This is a genomic window from Paenibacillus sp. YAE3 (genome assembly GCF_057546105.1).
This window is the reverse complement of the sequence record NZ_BAAIYF010000013.1, coordinates 1-15,154: the sequence shown is the minus strand read 5'-3', so window position 1 is coordinate 15,154 and position 15,154 is coordinate 1. Positions and strand designations below refer to the sequence as shown.

The window sequence follows — 15,154 nt, the reverse complement described above, 5'->3', positions numbered from 1 at the left end:
TAAAATGAGCCTTTGGAAAACTTTTTGATAGCGCTACCATTTTCCAAAAAAAGAATAAAGAGAAAAGGGGACTCCAACATGCTTAACATGAAAAGCCGCTTCAAAAGGCTGACGGGGCTGGCCCTCGCCGCCACGCTCACGTTGTCCGGCGCAGCGGGTTTCCAGCCGGCAAAAGCGAAGGCCGCCGAAGACCAGGAGACGCACATCACGCTGCTGGCGACCTCCGACGTCCATGGACGGTTTATGCCATGGGACTACGCGATGGACACGGCCAACACGAACGGCAGCTTTACCCAGCTGTACACCCTGATCAAAAAGGTTCGCGCCGAAAACCCGAACACGATCCTGCTTGATGCGGGCGACGTCATTCAGGACAACTCCGCGGAGCTGTTCAATGACCAGCCGAAATCGCCGATGATGGTCGCGATGAACGAGATGGGATACGATGCCTGGGCCATGGGCAATCATGAATTCAATTTCGGCCTCGATACCTTCGACAAAGTCGCGGGGCAATTCAAAGCGGCGAAGCTGGCAGGGAACGTATACAAAGAAAACGGGGAGCGGTTCCTTCCGGCCACGACGATCGTCGAAAGAGGCGGCATCAAGGTCGGCATCATCGGGATGACGACGCCGCTCATCACCGACTTCGAGAAAGACACCGATCACCTGAACGGGCTGGTCGTCAAAAATCCGATCGACGAAACGAAAAAAGCCGTCCAAGAGCTGGAAGGCAAAGTCGACGTCATGATCGGCTTGATGCACATGGGATTGGAAAACGAAAATGCACTTCCGGGAACGGGCGTCACCGATATCGCCAATGAAGTGCCGGAGCTGACCGCCATTTTTGCGGGCCATATGCACAAGCTGGTGAAAAGCGCGACGGTCAACGGCGTCTTGATCGGCGAACCCGACAAATACGGAACGCATGTGTCCCGAATCGATCTCACCTTCGTCAATCAAGGCGGCAAAATGGTGCTGAAAGACAAAACGGCCACGGCCATTCCGGTCAAAGGCGAAGACGGCACCCCGGCGGTTTCCGACCCGGATCTGGAGAAAGAGCTGCTGCCTTACCATGAATTCGCCCGCAAGGACGCCAATATCGTGGTCGGCGAACTGGTCGGAAAGCACAATATGGTCCCTGAAAACGAGATCAAGGGCATTCCGGCCGTACAGGTCCAGGAGACGCCGCTGTCCGACTTTTTCAGCGAAGTCATGCTGCATTACAGCAAAGCGGACGTCGTCGCGCACCAGATCGACAATGATAAAGCAAGGCTGGACGTCGGTCCGATCCGCAAAAAGGACATCGCCTACAACTATCAGTTCGCGCTCGGCGAGGTCACCAACTATAAAGTCACCGGCAAGGACTTAAAAGACTACATGGAATGGGCCGCAGGCTATTTCAACAGCACTCGTCCGGGCGACGTGACGGTCAGCTTCGATGAAAAACGCCGATCCTCCAAATACAGCACCAACGATTTCTTCGGGGGCGTCAAATACGTCATCGATTTGTCCAAACCTTACGGCAGCCGGATTACCAACCTGAGACATCTGGACGGCACGCCGATCCAAATGGATGAAACGCTCACGCTCGGCATGAACGCTTACCGCATGGACGCCTTGGTGGCCAAAGGCGGAGCGCTGGAAGGGCGCAAGTTCGAAAAGCTGTGGACGTCAAAAGCGGAAAGCGCCTACGGGGAAACCGGCGGTACGATCCGCAACCTTTCCATCCGCTATCTGAAAGAGGTCGCGAACGGCAAATATGAAGCAAAATTGCAAAACAACTGGAACATCATCGGCGTCGACACGACCGCAAAGGAACGCGCGGATGTGGTGGAGCTGATGAACGCAGGCATTTTGAGCGTGCCGACCACGCCGGACGGCAAATATACCAACATCGCTTCCATCAATATCCTTGATCCGGTCAAGGCGGAAGACGCAGCCTCATTGGCTGAAAAAGCGGGCGTCGATCCGGCGCTGCTGGCCGGCGTCAAAACGACCGGCGAGCTGTACCATAAGCTGAACGAGGCGCGCAAAGCGGCTGCGAAGCCGGAGCAACCTGCCGGAAAACCGGGCAAGCCGGCGAAACCGGAGGCGGAAAAGCCATCGACCAAACCGGCGGAGCAACCGGCGCCTGCTAATCCTGCTAAACCTGCTAAACCTGTAAAACCGGCAAAACCTGCTGCGAAGCCATCCTCCGGCAAGCAGGCGAAAATTACGGCCGAATACCTGAACATTCGGGCGGGGGCTTCCGCCAAGGCGAAAATTTTGGGTGCGGCTCCGAAAGGAACCGTGCTTGAAGTGACGGGAACGGCGCCGTACGGCTGGGTGAAAGTCGTTTACCAAGGAAAAACGGCCTTTGTTTACGGAAAATACGTCACGCTTCTTTAAAGCGGCATTCCAAGCATCATGTGAAATTTCATCGCCAAAAAGAAGAGAGGGTACTCCCCGCTGAACTGTACCTTTTTTCAAGGAACAGCAACAATCATACGCACCCGCGACTCTAACGGTTGCAGTCGCCGTTATTGAGGGCAAAGCCGATAAATTTGTTTTTTAACGGTTACAGGTGCGGCTATTTCTTGAAAAAGCTTCTTTTTAGAAGTGTTTCGAAGGAATTAAGCGCAGAGATAACCGTTAGAATTTTAAACCGGCTTTTCTTAGTCGCTTAGCGGTTGTGAGGTCCGTTAGAATATTGTGGAGGCTTGGGCCATCGGGGCTAGTCAGAAAAATTGGATGTGAAAAGACGGAGGAAGACCTGAACTGTCCCCTTTTTCAAGGACACTTATAAAAAAGGCTTGTGGTTTTAAGCCGCGGTTAAAAGATGATTCCTGTACTGTACAGGGGTCATCTTTTTTACGTCCCCACTGATATTTGTGGTTATTGTAGTACCGTATGTATCGGTATACTTTCTGTTTGGGGCTCTCTAAGGTTGTATAGCTTTGGTGGTCAACATGGTCTTTAAGATGACCGAAGAAGGATTCCTGAGGGGCGTTATCCCGACAGTTATCTCGTCTGGACATCGACTGGCCGAGCTTGTATTTCTTGAGCAGTTTCTGAAAGGTCGCGCTTGTATAGTGGCTGCCCTGGTCTTAAGTACCCATAGCCCAGACAGCTTTTTTTCAAAACGTCCAGTCTATGGGCAGCCGGGAGCCCCCTTTTTTTCTGAAATATTTCAGTTCATATTCAGTTCATATAGCTCTTTTATAATCGTGGTACCAAAGGAAAGGAGCTATACAAAATGGAAAATGTGTTAAAGGGCGGTCAGGGGACCCTGGAGAAGAAAAATCACAAAGTCCTTGTCATGATCGGCCTACTCATAGGAATTATATTTTCAGAATTAGACGAAACGGTCGTCAGTACCGCGATGCCGACGATCATCCGCGAGCTCGGCGGACTGTCCCTCTATGGATGGGTAGCCGGGATTTACATGCTGGCGATGTCGGCGTTCATGCCGATTCTAGGGAAATTGGCGGACCTGTATGGCCGAAAAAAGGTTTATTTAATATGCATGGCCTTATTTATCGGCGGCTCCATCGTGTGCGGTTTATCGCATTCGATGACCTTATTATTGGTTGGGCGCGGCATACAGGGGATCGGCGCCGGCGGTTTGATGCCGCTAGCGATGACGATATCAAGCGATCTCTTTCCGGTGGAGCAGCGTGCTAAAGTGCAAGGTTTGATGGGGCCGGTCATGTTTATTCCCATGCTGCTCGGACCATTGATGGGCGGATTTTTCGTCGACCAAGTGAGCTGGCATTGGATCTTTTTCGTGAACATCCCGGTCGGAGTGATTGCGGCGATCTTTTTGGCAAGCGGACTTCGCGAGTCGAAGCAGGCGAAGAAAGTGGCTATCGACTGGGGCGGGGCCATTCTATTGGTCGCTTCGATCGTATCGCTGTTAATCACGCCGGTGCTCGTTCAAAATAACGGATATGCTTGGGACTCACCGCTTATTGTAAGCATACTCGTCGTAGGAGCTGCGTTGTTTGGAATCTTTGTATGGGTTGAGTCCAAGGTAAAGGAACCGATCGTTCCGCTGCATCTATTCAAGAACCGCAATATAGTGGTTTTATCCATGATCGTATTTATCGTGGGTCTTGGGCTCATGGGTGCCTTCTCGTCGTTTCCGTATTTCGGGCAAAATGTGTTAGGGCTCACGCCGACGGAATCCGGCTATTTGCAGCTGCCCATGATGGTTGGCGCCGTCGCTTCGTCCATGGTTTGCGGATTTTTGTTGACGAAGGTTCGCTACCGCGAAATTTTCGGCATCGGATTTATCCTGCCGGTTATCGGCTTCTATTTCTTTTCGCATATCAATATGGATACGACCATCATGCAGATTATCATGTTCTTCGTGATCTCGGGCCTTGGCATGGGCGTCCTGTTCGGCAGCGATAACTTGATTGTACAGGAATCTGTTGAAAAAGAGCACACAGGGGTTGCCTTGGCAACTGTCCCCTTATTTCAAACGATTGGCGCTACCATCGGGGTAAGTTTGTTCGGCAATCTTTTATCGTCGACGCTCATTTCGAAAATAGGAAGCTTAGGCTCGCAGCTGCCTGAGAGCGTCAAAGGACATATGCACGATTTGGCTGCAGGCGGGATCCCTAAAGATCTTCCGTCAAATCTGGTCACGACGGTAAAAACGATGTTCGTAGAGTCGTTCCAGTATATCTACATGTACTCCTTTGCCGCGATGATCATCGTGTTCATATTGTGCTGGTTTTTGAAGAAAGAGGTCTTGTCCTCCAAACCTAAGGAAGCCGAGGAATTGCAAACCGGGGCATAAAGTGCTTGCTAACTTGTTGCATTCTTGCCGATTCCTCTTATAATGGCTATTGTGTATTTCGATGAAAAAGGGGACAAAGATAGGGAATTGGAGATCTCACGCTTAAATCAGATCGCTAGGCGGCTGCTGGAGCGGTCGAAGGTTGATGTTGCCGTTCGGCTTGAATCCCGTTTTGATGGCGGGCGTCTGGTCGGCGGGAAGTTCGGCATGCATTCCAGAAGCGTTACGATGTATACCGGGGTGATCGAGGAGCAGTGCATGCAGATGTTCGGCTCCCTTGAACGGGTGGAGGAATATTTTGCGATTGTGCTGGCCCATGAGCTTGGACATGCGGCAGATCCGGATCTGTCCTCGTTGAGCGAACTAACGGAGGATATGCGTCTCAGCGAAGGAACGCGAATGCGGGCGGCTCTCCAAATTGAAGAGAATGCGTGGAATTACGCGCTGACCCTGATTCCCGAGGCGGATAGGGTCATGCTTAGCAGCATCATCGACGAATCCCTCGAAGCTTACCGCAGCCGGGTTCAGCAGGCCGAGATGGAGGCCGACATCGCCTAGTGAATGTTAAATGAAAGAGGCTTTCCCGGAGGAAAGCCTCTTTTTCGGTTCCGTCCTAACCCTGATTTAACAGGTACAGGAACCAGACGGCGTGATTTTGTTCATCCATGGCGATGCGGCGGAGCGTGTCCTTCAGGGCAGGATCCTGTGCTCGGTCGGACATTTTCAAGTAAAAATCCACGGTTTCCTGCTCATCGAGAAACGAAGATATCAAACCTTCCCTGTACTCCCTCGGGCAGGCCTCCGTTTGAACGGGGGTATGGGTTTGACCGGTCAGGTGCCGGTATGCTTGCTGGAAAAATCGCAGATGCCTCACTTCGTCGTCGCGAATTTCCAAAATGCGTTTTCTGGCATTCTCGGATGGGGCGAGTTTCGCCAATTGCTCGTAACAGGTTACCGAGCTAAATTCGCCATTGATGGCTTTGATCAGATCTCCGGCCAGCGCGGCGTCGGGACTCGTTGAGGGCCGGTAGTAGGCTCCGTATAGATTCAAGGGACTGGTCTCCTCTCCAACTTGATGGGCTAATATACCTTATGCAAGCGAAGAGGAGGAGGTTCGGTTGAGCGGATGCTTTTTATTTAGGCTCGCCGGAGCGGGGTTTGGGCTCCATGCCGACGCCGTTCCAGAACATTTCGATGATGTCGCGGGCAAGCTCCTGGGGCGACGGTTGAATGTCATTGGCCACCTCGCGGTTGCCGAGCATCAGCATCGAGGCCAGCGTATGGGCCATCAGCAGCGGATGCAGCGGTCGGACCTCTTCTTTCCGGATCGCTTCGGTGAAGCTGACCGTCAGAACGTGATGAATGCTTTCCTCGCTCCGGCGGATGCGTTCCAGCTGCTCTTTGGTCAGCGCATCCGACGCTTTGCGCAGGATGGTCTCGAAATCGCCGTGAGGGAAGCGAAGCTTGCGTTCCGCCAACATGACAAGCCGGTCGTATAACGGCAGGTCCCGCTGCTGCATGATTTCCTCCGACGTCTTCCGCGCTCTCTCCATCATGGCCGTGACGGCCGCGGTGAAGAGCTGCGCTTTATTTTCGTAATGGTAGTAGATGGCTGCCTTGGTGATCCCGCATGCTTCGGCAATTTGCTTCAGCGATATCGGTTCATAACCATATTCCATAAACAGGTCGGAAGCGGTCTTCAAAATAAACTCGCTGGTCGCCTCTTCATGTTCCTGCCGTTTCGGACGGCCGGGAGGACGTTTCGTTTTGGTTGGCTGCTCGGAATGGTTCATGATTACCTCCGTTGAAAATGCTTGTTCAATAATTAACCTTCCGGTATATTTAATTATTGTAGGAGCGTATGGTTTAAGGGAATGCTCTATGAATCATAACACTTCAAGGTCATACATACACACACTATACCATGTACGCCCGGACCAGGGTGAGGAGGAGATTATGGAACAAAAATCGGGATTTGGGCGGTTCGTTGCCGGAAAACGGAGCAAATGGGTTACGCTGGCGGTTTGGATGATCGTCGTGGTCGTGCTTAGCGCTTTATGGCCGATGGTCAACAAAGAGGTGAAAAACAACGCCGCCAATTTGCGGGAGGACACCCCGTCCGTTCAGGCGGAAAAGATCGCCGCGGAGCAATTCGGCAGCGCAAGCGTTCCGGCCCTGATCGTTTGGCATCGGGAAGGCGGCATCAAAAACGAGGATCTCGGGCTGATCCAGCAGCTGTACGCCGGGCTCGGGGCTTCGCCTGTCCCTTATCAAGAGTTTGTCCCGCCGCTGGATCAGGTCCCTGCACAGGCTCTGACGGCGCAGCTCTCCAAAGATGGAAGCACGCTGGTGACGCCCGTTCTTTTCAGCAGCACCGCGAGCAGCGACCAGCTGAAGGAAGGGGCCGAGCAGCTGAAGGAGCAGGCGGCCAAAACGTTCGGAACCGATCCCTTTGCGGCGGGGGTGGACTCTGGCACCGAGCTCAGCGCCCGCGTGACGGGTCCGGTCGGCATTTCCATCGATGCGTCCGGGCTGTTCAAAAACGCCGACTTTAAGCTGATGATGGCGACCGTTCTGTTGGTCCTGGTCATTTTGCTGCTGATTTACCGTTCTCCGATTTTGGCATTGATCCCGATCGTAGCGGTAGGTTTTGCATACGGAGCGATCAGCCCGCTGCTGGGCCTGATGGCGGCCAAAGGCTGGATTACCGTCGATTCGCAGGCGGTGTCGATCATGACGGTGCTCCTGTTCGGCGCCGGGACGGATTACTGCCTGTTCCTGATCTCTCATTTCCGCCATCTGCTGAAGGAGGAGGCAAGCAAAGGCAAGGCGCTGGTCCGGGCCATTAGCGAAACCTCCGGGGCCATCGCCATGAGCGGATTTACCGTGGTGCTGTCGCTGTTTGCGCTATTGCTGGCCAAATACGGCGCCTATCACCGCTTTGCCGTGCCGTTCAGCGTATCCATCCTGGTGATGGTCATCGCAAGTTTGACGCTGGTTCCCGCGCTGCTGGCGGTCTTTGGCCGCGCTTCGTTTTATCCGTTCGTTCCGCGGACGCCGGAGATGGAGGAAGCACGTGCCCGGCGGAAGGGCAGAGCTATTCCTGCTCCGAAGCCGAAAAAGGAGAGCTTTGCCGGACGCTGGGTCGTCACGAAACCGTGGCTGATCGTCGTCGTCACGCTGGTCGTCCTCGGAGGGCTCGCCGCCTTTTCAAGCCAAGTGAAGTTCACCAACGACATCATGTCTTCTTTCCCGAAAAACATGGCTTCGCGGGAAGGATACGACCTGATCGGCAAACAATTCTCCCCGGGTACGCTTGCGCCCGTTAAGCTGATGGCGAACACCGGCGGCCAAGGGGATGTGCTGGGCGAAAAACTGAAAGGCCTGCCCTTTGTCAGCAGCGTGTCCAAGCCGCAACAAGGAGAAAAAAACGCCGATATACTCGCCTACGATATCGAATTGAACATGAATCCGTATTCGCCGGAGGCGATCGAACTCATCCCCGAGCTTCGCGGCATTGCGGAGCAAGCGCTGCAGGAAGCGGGAATCGCCTCGCCGGCGGACCGCGTGTGGATCAGCGGCCAAACGGCGACCCAATACGACACGAGGGAGACGGGAGACCGGGATACGATGGTCATCATTCCGGTGGTGATCGGCATGATCACGCTGCTTCTGCTGGTCTATTTGCGTTCGGTGACGGCTACCGTTTACCTTGTGCTGACGGTCATTTTGTCTTATTTTTCGGCGCTGGGCCTCGGCTGGATCATTATCCATTACGGCCTTGGAGCCGATGCCATCCAAAGCGCCATTCCGCTTTATTCGTTCGTGTTCCTGGTGGCGCTCGGCGAAGACTATAACATCTTTATGATTTCGAGCATTTGGAAAAAGCGAAAGGAGATGCCTTTCAAGCAGGCGATCAAGGAAGGGGTCGGGGAGACCGGTTCGGTCATCACCTCCGCCGGGCTCATTTTGGCGGGAACGTTTGCGGTGCTGGCGTCGCTGCCGATCCAGGTTCTCGTCCAATTCGGCATCATTACGGCGGTGGGCGTGCTGCTGGATACGTTTATCGTCCGTCCGTTCCTGGTGCCGGCGATTACGGCTCTGCTGGGACGATTTGCGTTTTGGCCGTCCAGACCGGCCGAAGCGAAGGAGCGTTCCGTGCGTACGGAAGCTTAAAACGGGGATGCAAGTTCACGAAGATATCAAGTTTGCCGCGGTCCTGCAGCCTTCTTCAAGGCTATAATAGGTACAAACACATAGTAGACGGAGCATAAGGATGATGGAAAATGACGGATCGTAACGTTCTGCTGCAGGAAGCGGAGGATTTTATAAGGGTTTGTTATGCCGAGCTTGGAAAAACGGAGCAGGAAGCGGACGGCAGGCTGGAGGAAATCAAAAAGGAAATCGGTTTAACCGGTACCTACGGGCATACGTTCGAGGAGCTGGAGCATGGGGCCAAAATGGCTTGGCGCAACAGCAACCGCTGCATCGGCCGACTGTTCTGGGATTCGATGGTGGTGCGGGACCAGCGGCATTTGGCCTATGCGGACGACATCCACTCGGCGCTGCTGGAGCATATCGAGACCGCGACCAACGGCGGCAAAATCGTGCCGACGATATCGGTATTCAAGCCTGCGGGGCCGATGGGAAGCGGCGTGCGCATCTGGAATCACCAGCTGATCCGGTATGCGGGGTACCGGACGGAAGTCGGGATCGTCGGCGACCCCGCTTCGGTGCCGTTTACGGACGTATGCCTGAAGATGGGATGGCAGGGCAAAGGCACGCGGTTTGACGTCCTTCCTCTCGTTATCCAGGCGGAGGGCCGGAAGCCGGAACTGTACTCGATCCCGGATGAGCTGGTGCTGGAGATTCCGCTGACGCATCCCGATTACCCCGCCTTCGGGGAGTTGGGACTGCGCTGGTATGCCGTGCCGCTCATCTCCGATATGGAGCTGGTCATCGGCGGCATTCATTATACGGCGGCGCCTTTTAACGGCTGGTATATGGCGACGGAGATCGGGGCCCGCAATTTTGCGGATACGAACCGCTACGACGTTTTGCCGCAGGTGGCCGAGGTGATGGGGTTAAAAACCGCAAGCGAAACCTCGCTTTGGCGCGACCGCGCGCTGGTCGAAATGAACGTGGCCGTGCTGCATTCGTACAAACGGGCAGGCGTCAGCATGGTGGATCACCATACCGCGGCAGCCCAGTTCCAATTGTTCGAGCAGCGGGAGGCCCAATGCGGCCGGAAGCTGACGGGGTACTGGAATTGGCTCATCCCGCCGGTGTCCCCGGCGACGACCCATATTTTTCACCAATCTTACGACAATACGATCGTATATCCCAATTTCTTTTATCAGGAGCGGCCGTACTAGATCGACACGGGGATGAAACCGGGGCAGATGTATGGGCCGGGAATCTTTAATAAGGATCTTTGACGGCCTCGAGCAAGCTTTGAACGATTTGCTGTTCGGCCGAAGTCAGTTCGGCGCCGGCTTGCCAAGCCTCGATCTCTTTTTGAACCTGTGTGGCATCCTTGTAGCTTAAGCCATAAGCGATCAAGCCGATGACCGATTGCCGCCGATTCGGATCGTCGATGCCGGACAAAGCTTGGATCGCGGCTTTTTTGTCCGTCCAAAACAGTTCGCTTGCAAGGGCGGCGTAACTTTCGCTCCCTGCACCGTCCAGATTGCGGGTGGCCGAGAACACCGCCTTGTAATGTTCGGGTGTAATCCTGCTGCGGTTTTTGTAAAGATAGCCCAGCGTTTCGTCCATCAGAGGAACGTCTTTTTGGAGCTCGCGATACGTTTTCCAATCCAAATCGGTGATGCGGCTCATCATGTTTTCGATTTTTTCCTGATCGGACGAGCTTTCCTTATATGCGGCGTAGAAGGCTTCTTCCGGCGTTTTCTGCTTTTCGGCAACGGTGCCGGCCTCGGCATTGCCTTTTTGCTCGGAAACCGGCTGTCCCGAAGTTTTGGCGGCGGGCGGTTCGCTTGCGCTTTGACCGGAGCAGGCGGTTAAAGACAGCGCGGCTGCGGCTGCGATGATGCCGAATGCCGTCCGCAAAATGAATGTGGTGCTTTTCATCCTATTTCTCCTTTTTGGCAGCCTAGAAGGAAACGCTGCTTTTCTTTTTATACATCATAAACGGATTTTTCCTAAAAAGGTTGCCTGTGGAAATTAACGTATGCCCGCAGACAGCCCGTCCAATATAAAAAAGCGTTCCCGACCGCCGCGTTTGGCAAGGGAGAACGCTTTTCCTTTACATTGACCGAATGGCCGCTTATATTCGTTTTTCCAGCTTGTCCAGAGGTTTGGTTGCCGGCCCTTCAATGACTTCGCCCTCATACGTATACCGCGAGCCGTGGCACGGGCAGTCCCAGCTGCGCTCGCCTTCGTTCCACTCCACTTCGCAGCCCATATGGGAGCACGTCGTGTCCACGATATACAGATTGCCTTCGTCGTCCCGGTAGCCGCCGGCCCGCCGGCCGTCATAGGAAATGACGCCGCCTTCGCCGGGCTTAAGTTCGTCCGCTTTCCGCTGAATCAGGCCGACCTTGCCCGCGATGAAATGTTTGGCGACGTCCGCGTTTTGAACGACCACGTTTTTGACCGACGGATCGGCTTTGAAGCGCGAAGGATTATAGAGCAGCGCATAAGGATTGGGCTTTCCTACAATGAGATCGGAAAGAATCATGCCCGACAACGTGCCTTGGGTCATGCCCCATTTATAGAAGCCCGTTGCGACATAAATCCCGTCGTCGCCTTCGGTCAGCTGCCCGATGTACGGCACTTTGTCGAGCGTCTCCAAATCCTGCGCCGACCAGCGGAACGGAATTTCCTTGATGCCGAACAGCTCCGAGCCGAACTTTTCGAGCTGCTCATAGCGCTCATAAGTGCGGATGCTTTGACCCGTCTTATGGTTTTCCCCGCCGGCAATGATCAGATCCTCGCCGTTGTAGCTTGCGGTACGCAAAGAACGTTTGGGCGTCGCGTTTCCTACGCTCAGGTACGTGCCGCCGGGAAACGGCCGTTCCGGCCTGAATGCCACGGCATACGAACGGACGGCATGCAGCCGGGCGAAATAGAGCCCTTTTTTGTCCAGAAACGGGAAATGGGAAGCCGACACGATCCGGCGGCAGCGCACCTTGGCTTTGCCGTGATAAGCGCTGAGCGTATACGGAGGCCCGTCGTCTTCAAGCCGGGTAATCGTCGTATGCTCATAAATCTTCGCGCCGTTTTTCACGCTTTCCTCGACCAGCGGCTTTAAGTAATGCAGCGGATGGAATTGGCCCTGGTCAGGCATTTCGATCGCGCCTTTGACCTTCAGCGGAATCGGGAGCTCGTCCCTCCATTGTCCGGGAATGCCGAGTTTGATGTAGGCGTCGAACTCTTTTTGCAACCCTTGGAGGTCATCGGTTTTTTCGACGTAGATATAGGCGCTTTCCGGCCTGAGATCGCATTCGATGCCGAGCTCGTTCGCCGTGTTCAAAATAAACGCTTTGGCATCCATATTGGCTTTGTAATACATTTGCGCATTTTCTTTGCCGAAATGGTTCAGCAGTTCGTCATAAATTTTTCCGTGCTGGGCGGAAATTTTGGCCGTGGTATGTCCGGTCGTGCCGTTTAAAATGACGCCTGCCTCCAGCACGGCCACCTTCACCCCCTGCTTCGACAGCAGGTAGGCGGTCGTTATGCCGACGATCCCCGCGCCGACGATCGCGACATCGACCTCGATATCCTCGTCCAAACGCGGGAAGGAAGGCAATTCGGTCGTTGCTCTCCACAGGGATTCAGGGAACTGCGGCAAATGCCGGGAAAAGGAATCTGATTGACGCATGGCGTATCCTCCTCATCATATTCAACACCATATTTATTTCCATATTTTTCAGAAATGAAACCGACACGCTTTCCATCGAAACCGCGGTTGTTTACAATATGGGAGGAAGAATAATCCGACGGGGAGGTTTTGCTTGTGACGATGAAGTATCGGAGACTGGGGAAAAGCGGGCTTAAGGTAAGCGAAATCAGCTTGGGCAGCTGGCTGACGTACGGGGGGTACGTGGAGCAGGAGAACGCGGTCAAGGCGATTCAGACGGCTTACGATCTGGGCATCAATTTTTTTGACACGGCCAACGTATACGAACGCGGCGCGGCCGAGGAGCTGCTAGGCAACACGTTGAAAGCGTATCCGCGCGAATCCTATGTCCTTGCGACGAAGGTATTCGGCAAAATGGGCGATGGCCCGAACGACATGGGGCTGTCCAGAAAACATATCATGGAGCAATGCCATGCGAGCCTGAAGCGCCTCGGCCATGATTACGTCGACCTGTATTACTGCCACCGTTATCATGAGGAAACGCCGATCGAAGAAACGCTGCGGGCCATGGACGACCTGGTGCGCCAAGGCAAGGTGCTGTATATCGGCGTCAGCATGTGGACGGCGGCTCAAATGGAAGCGGCGCTCGGCACGGCCGATCGTTACCTGCTGGACCGGATCGTCGTGAACCAGCCGGTGTACAATATGTTCAACCGGGACATCGAAAAGGAAGTCATTCCGCTCGGCGAAGCCAAAGGGATCGGCCAAGTCGTGTATTCGCCGCTTGCGCAGGGCCTGCTGACGGGAAAATACAAAACGGCGGGACAAGCGCCGGAAGGCAGCCGCGCCGCCAAGCTCAACTGGAAGGAAGAGCAGATCAGCGAAGCGAAAATCGCGAAGGTGCAGGAACTCGGCGCCATAGCGGACGAGCTTGGCCTCAAGATGAGCCAGCTTGCGCTCGCCTGGGTGCTGCGCCAGCCGAACGTGGCCAGCGCGCTGATCGGCGCGAGCCGCCCGGAACAGGTCGCCGAAAACGTGAAGGCATCGGGCGTTGAAATCCCCGCCGAAGCGCTGGAGCGAATCGAGCAAATCATTTCCAAATAAATCCATTATATAGACGGCTTCACGCGGCTCGGCCGTAAGCGTGGATGCAGCGAAAAGGATGGCCTGCGGCGGCCATTCTTTTTTTGTTTTTCGTACCGTTGAGCAGTTGAAAAATTGGCTTTCGCCTCCACGGAACGATATACTTGAAGTATACCTTTACCTAGGGGGAGAACGGCTTGGAATGGCTTAAAATCGACGATGTCGCCAAGGAAACGGGATTAACGAAACGGTCCATCCGCTATTACGAGGAAATCGGCCTCATCAAATCGCCGGAGCGGTCGGATGGAGGAATCCGATTATATACGGAAGAAGATGTCCAGCAGCTTAAAAATATCGTTCTTGCCAAAAAAGTTCTCGGTTTCTCGCTTCAGGAAATCCAAGAGTTTCTGCAGATCCACGACCAGGTGATGAAGCACCGGAGCAACGCCTCCTCGTCCCTGGACGAGGCGCAGCGGCAAGCCGAGCTGGAGCAGATGTCCCAGGCGGTAAGCAAGCAGCTCGAACTTGTCGATTACAAAATCGCGGAGATGACCAAGGTCAGGCAGGAGCTTGCGGATCTCAGCGGACGGATCACGAAGGCGAAACGCAGCTGAAAAAAGGACAGCCCAACGACGAGGGTTGTCCTTTTTTACGTTTAGGGAAAGCCAATGGGGGCACAGGTCATGTTATTTTGCGAAAATTTTGTTGGGCTTCACATTTTGAAACTGGGCCTCTTTGCCTATGAAGCGGAAGATGATAGAATATTCTCAATGAATTGGATAATAGTTGAAAAAAATTTGTGTACTTTTCCGATATATTATGAAGAAGTGCCCAAATAACTATGTCCTTGGTATGTCGTTGTTTACATGCCTTAAGTCCTGATGATGCAGAAAGGAAAATGCCATTGTGAAACGATTTTCAATTTCCATTAAGAGAAAGCTATTCATGACGTATCTTATCGTTTTGCTCGTCCCCAGCTTCATGATCGGCATTCTATCCTACCAATCCGCCAAAAACGCAAATGCGAAGGAATTGATGAACAGCGCGCTCGAAAGCACGAAATCGGCCGACAATATCATCTCCCAGAACATCCAGGCGAAAATGAACGATATCGAATATCTGCTGAAGCAGCCCCATTTGGAACGGGCCATCGGCGATCCGCTCGGAAAGGGAGGGGAACTGAAGCTGCAGCTGCGTGAATACATGGATATGCATTCCGACGTGAAGGACGTCGTTCTGGGCATCGAGGGCGGTTATTTCGTCCGCGCTTCCGAAGATCCTCTGCCGCAGCAATATGACGTCACGAAGCAGAACTGGTATATCCAGTCTTTAAAGCAAGGGGACAAGCCGGTCGTATCGCCGGTATTCCAGGCAGCCAACGGAAAGATGGCCGTGTCGATCTCGCAGGCGGCTCCGTCCGGGAAAGGCGTTCTCTCGATCGAGCTGAATCTCGACAATATCCG

At 54.0% G+C, this 15,154-nt stretch carries 12 protein-coding genes and 1 pseudogene; 8 read left to right on the top strand and 5 right to left on the bottom strand.

Annotated features, from left to right (window positions below; genetic code table 11):
* Positions 1 to 87: 87 nt before the first annotated feature.
* Positions 88 to 2,388: a 5'-nucleotidase C-terminal domain-containing protein gene (locus tag AC27KL_RS22250; RefSeq protein WP_487171204.1), complete on the top strand. Its 2,301-nt coding sequence runs from the start codon at positions 88 to 90 to the stop codon at positions 2,386 to 2,388.
* 412 nt (positions 2,389 to 2,800) lie between these two features.
* Here AC27KL_RS22250 and AC27KL_RS22245 read toward each other — a convergent pair.
* A pseudogene (locus tag AC27KL_RS22245) lies at positions 2,801 to 3,086 on the bottom strand (IS3 family transposase); the annotation flags it as partial.
* A 149-nt stretch (positions 3,087 to 3,235) separates the two neighbouring features.
* Between AC27KL_RS22245 and AC27KL_RS22240 the strand changes: the two are divergent.
* Both AC27KL_RS22240 and AC27KL_RS22235 read left to right on the top strand, forming a co-directional pair.
* The gene (locus AC27KL_RS22240; RefSeq protein ID WP_341000411.1) at positions 3,236 to 4,786 is read left to right on the top strand and encodes an MDR family MFS transporter; all 1,551 of its coding nucleotides are present in this window, start codon (positions 3,236 to 3,238) and stop codon (positions 4,784 to 4,786) included.
* An 87-nt stretch (positions 4,787 to 4,873) separates the two neighbouring features.
* Positions 4,874 to 5,344, top strand: a complete 471-nt coding sequence (locus AC27KL_RS22235; RefSeq protein ID WP_487171090.1) for a hypothetical protein — start codon at positions 4,874 to 4,876, stop codon at positions 5,342 to 5,344.
* Positions 5,345 to 5,399: 55 nt separating this feature from the next.
* On the opposite strand, the gene AC27KL_RS22230 is transcribed toward AC27KL_RS22235, so the two are convergent.
* Positions 5,400 to 5,837 (bottom strand): ferritin-like domain-containing protein, encoded by a 438-nt coding sequence (locus tag AC27KL_RS22230; protein WP_339322608.1) that lies wholly within the window; start codon positions 5,835 to 5,837, stop codon positions 5,400 to 5,402.
* Positions 5,838 to 5,919: 82 nt separating this feature from the next.
* Entirely contained in the window at positions 5,920 to 6,579 is a 660-nt protein-coding gene (locus tag AC27KL_RS22225; protein WP_487171089.1) for a TetR/AcrR family transcriptional regulator, read from the bottom strand.
* Between the two features lie 163 nt (positions 6,580 to 6,742).
* On the opposite strand from AC27KL_RS22225, the gene AC27KL_RS22220 reads away from it, so the two are divergent.
* Entirely contained in the window at positions 6,743 to 8,962 is a 2,220-nt protein-coding gene (locus tag AC27KL_RS22220; protein WP_487171088.1) for an MMPL family transporter, read from the top strand.
* Between the two features lie 110 nt (positions 8,963 to 9,072).
* Complete coding sequence (locus AC27KL_RS22215; protein ID WP_487171087.1) at positions 9,073 to 10,161, top strand: nitric oxide synthase oxygenase; 1,089 nt, start codon at positions 9,073 to 9,075, stop codon at positions 10,159 to 10,161.
* A 46-nt stretch (positions 10,162 to 10,207) separates the two neighbouring features.
* On the opposite strand, the gene AC27KL_RS22210 is transcribed toward AC27KL_RS22215, so the two are convergent.
* Together AC27KL_RS22210 and AC27KL_RS22205 are read right to left on the bottom strand one after the other, a co-directional pair.
* Positions 10,208 to 10,876: a hypothetical protein gene (locus AC27KL_RS22210; protein WP_487171086.1), complete on the bottom strand. Its 669-nt coding sequence runs from the start codon at positions 10,874 to 10,876 to the stop codon at positions 10,208 to 10,210.
* 196 nt (positions 10,877 to 11,072) lie between these two features.
* On the bottom strand, positions 11,073 to 12,629 hold the full coding sequence (locus AC27KL_RS22205) for an FAD-dependent oxidoreductase (RefSeq protein WP_487171085.1): 1,557 nt from the start codon (positions 12,627 to 12,629) through the stop codon (positions 11,073 to 11,075).
* Positions 12,630 to 12,770: 141 nt separating this feature from the next.
* Between AC27KL_RS22205 and AC27KL_RS22200 the strand changes: the two genes are divergently transcribed.
* From AC27KL_RS22200 to AC27KL_RS22190, 3 genes are all read left to right on the top strand, one after another.
* Positions 12,771 to 13,712 carry an aldo/keto reductase family protein gene (locus tag AC27KL_RS22200; protein WP_487171203.1) on the top strand — a complete coding sequence of 314 codons (942 nt, stop codon included), beginning with the start codon at positions 12,771 to 12,773 and terminating at the stop codon, positions 13,710 to 13,712.
* A 176-nt stretch (positions 13,713 to 13,888) separates the two neighbouring features.
* Positions 13,889 to 14,305, top strand: coding sequence for a MerR family transcriptional regulator (locus tag AC27KL_RS22195; protein WP_036706279.1), 417 nt, complete (start codon positions 13,889 to 13,891; stop codon positions 14,303 to 14,305).
* A gap of 331 nt (positions 14,306 to 14,636) precedes the next feature.
* A partial coding sequence (locus AC27KL_RS22190; RefSeq protein WP_487171084.1) for a hypothetical protein occupies positions 14,637 to 15,154 on the top strand: 518 nt, incomplete at its 3' end.

Coding starts and splice junctions, on each gene's coding strand:
- AC27KL_RS22240 (WP_341000411.1), top strand. CDS start 3,236: ATGGAAAATGTGTTAAAGGGCGGTCAGGGGACCCTGGAGAAGAAAAAT.
- AC27KL_RS22205 (WP_487171085.1), bottom strand. CDS start 12,629: ATGCGTCAATCAGATTCCTTTTCCCGGCATTTGCCGCAGTTCCCTGAA.
- AC27KL_RS22250 (WP_487171204.1), top strand. CDS start 88: ATGAAAAGCCGCTTCAAAAGGCTGACGGGGCTGGCCCTCGCCGCCACG.
- AC27KL_RS22210 (WP_487171086.1), bottom strand. CDS start 10,876: ATGAAAAGCACCACATTCATTTTGCGGACGGCATTCGGCATCATCGCA.
- AC27KL_RS22200 (WP_487171203.1), top strand. CDS start 12,771: ATGAAGTATCGGAGACTGGGGAAAAGCGGGCTTAAGGTAAGCGAAATC.
- AC27KL_RS22220 (WP_487171088.1), top strand. CDS start 6,743: ATGGAACAAAAATCGGGATTTGGGCGGTTCGTTGCCGGAAAACGGAGC.
- AC27KL_RS22215 (WP_487171087.1), top strand. CDS start 9,073: ATGACGGATCGTAACGTTCTGCTGCAGGAAGCGGAGGATTTTATAAGG.
- AC27KL_RS22225 (WP_487171089.1), bottom strand. CDS start 6,579: ATGAACCATTCCGAGCAGCCAACCAAAACGAAACGTCCTCCCGGCCGT.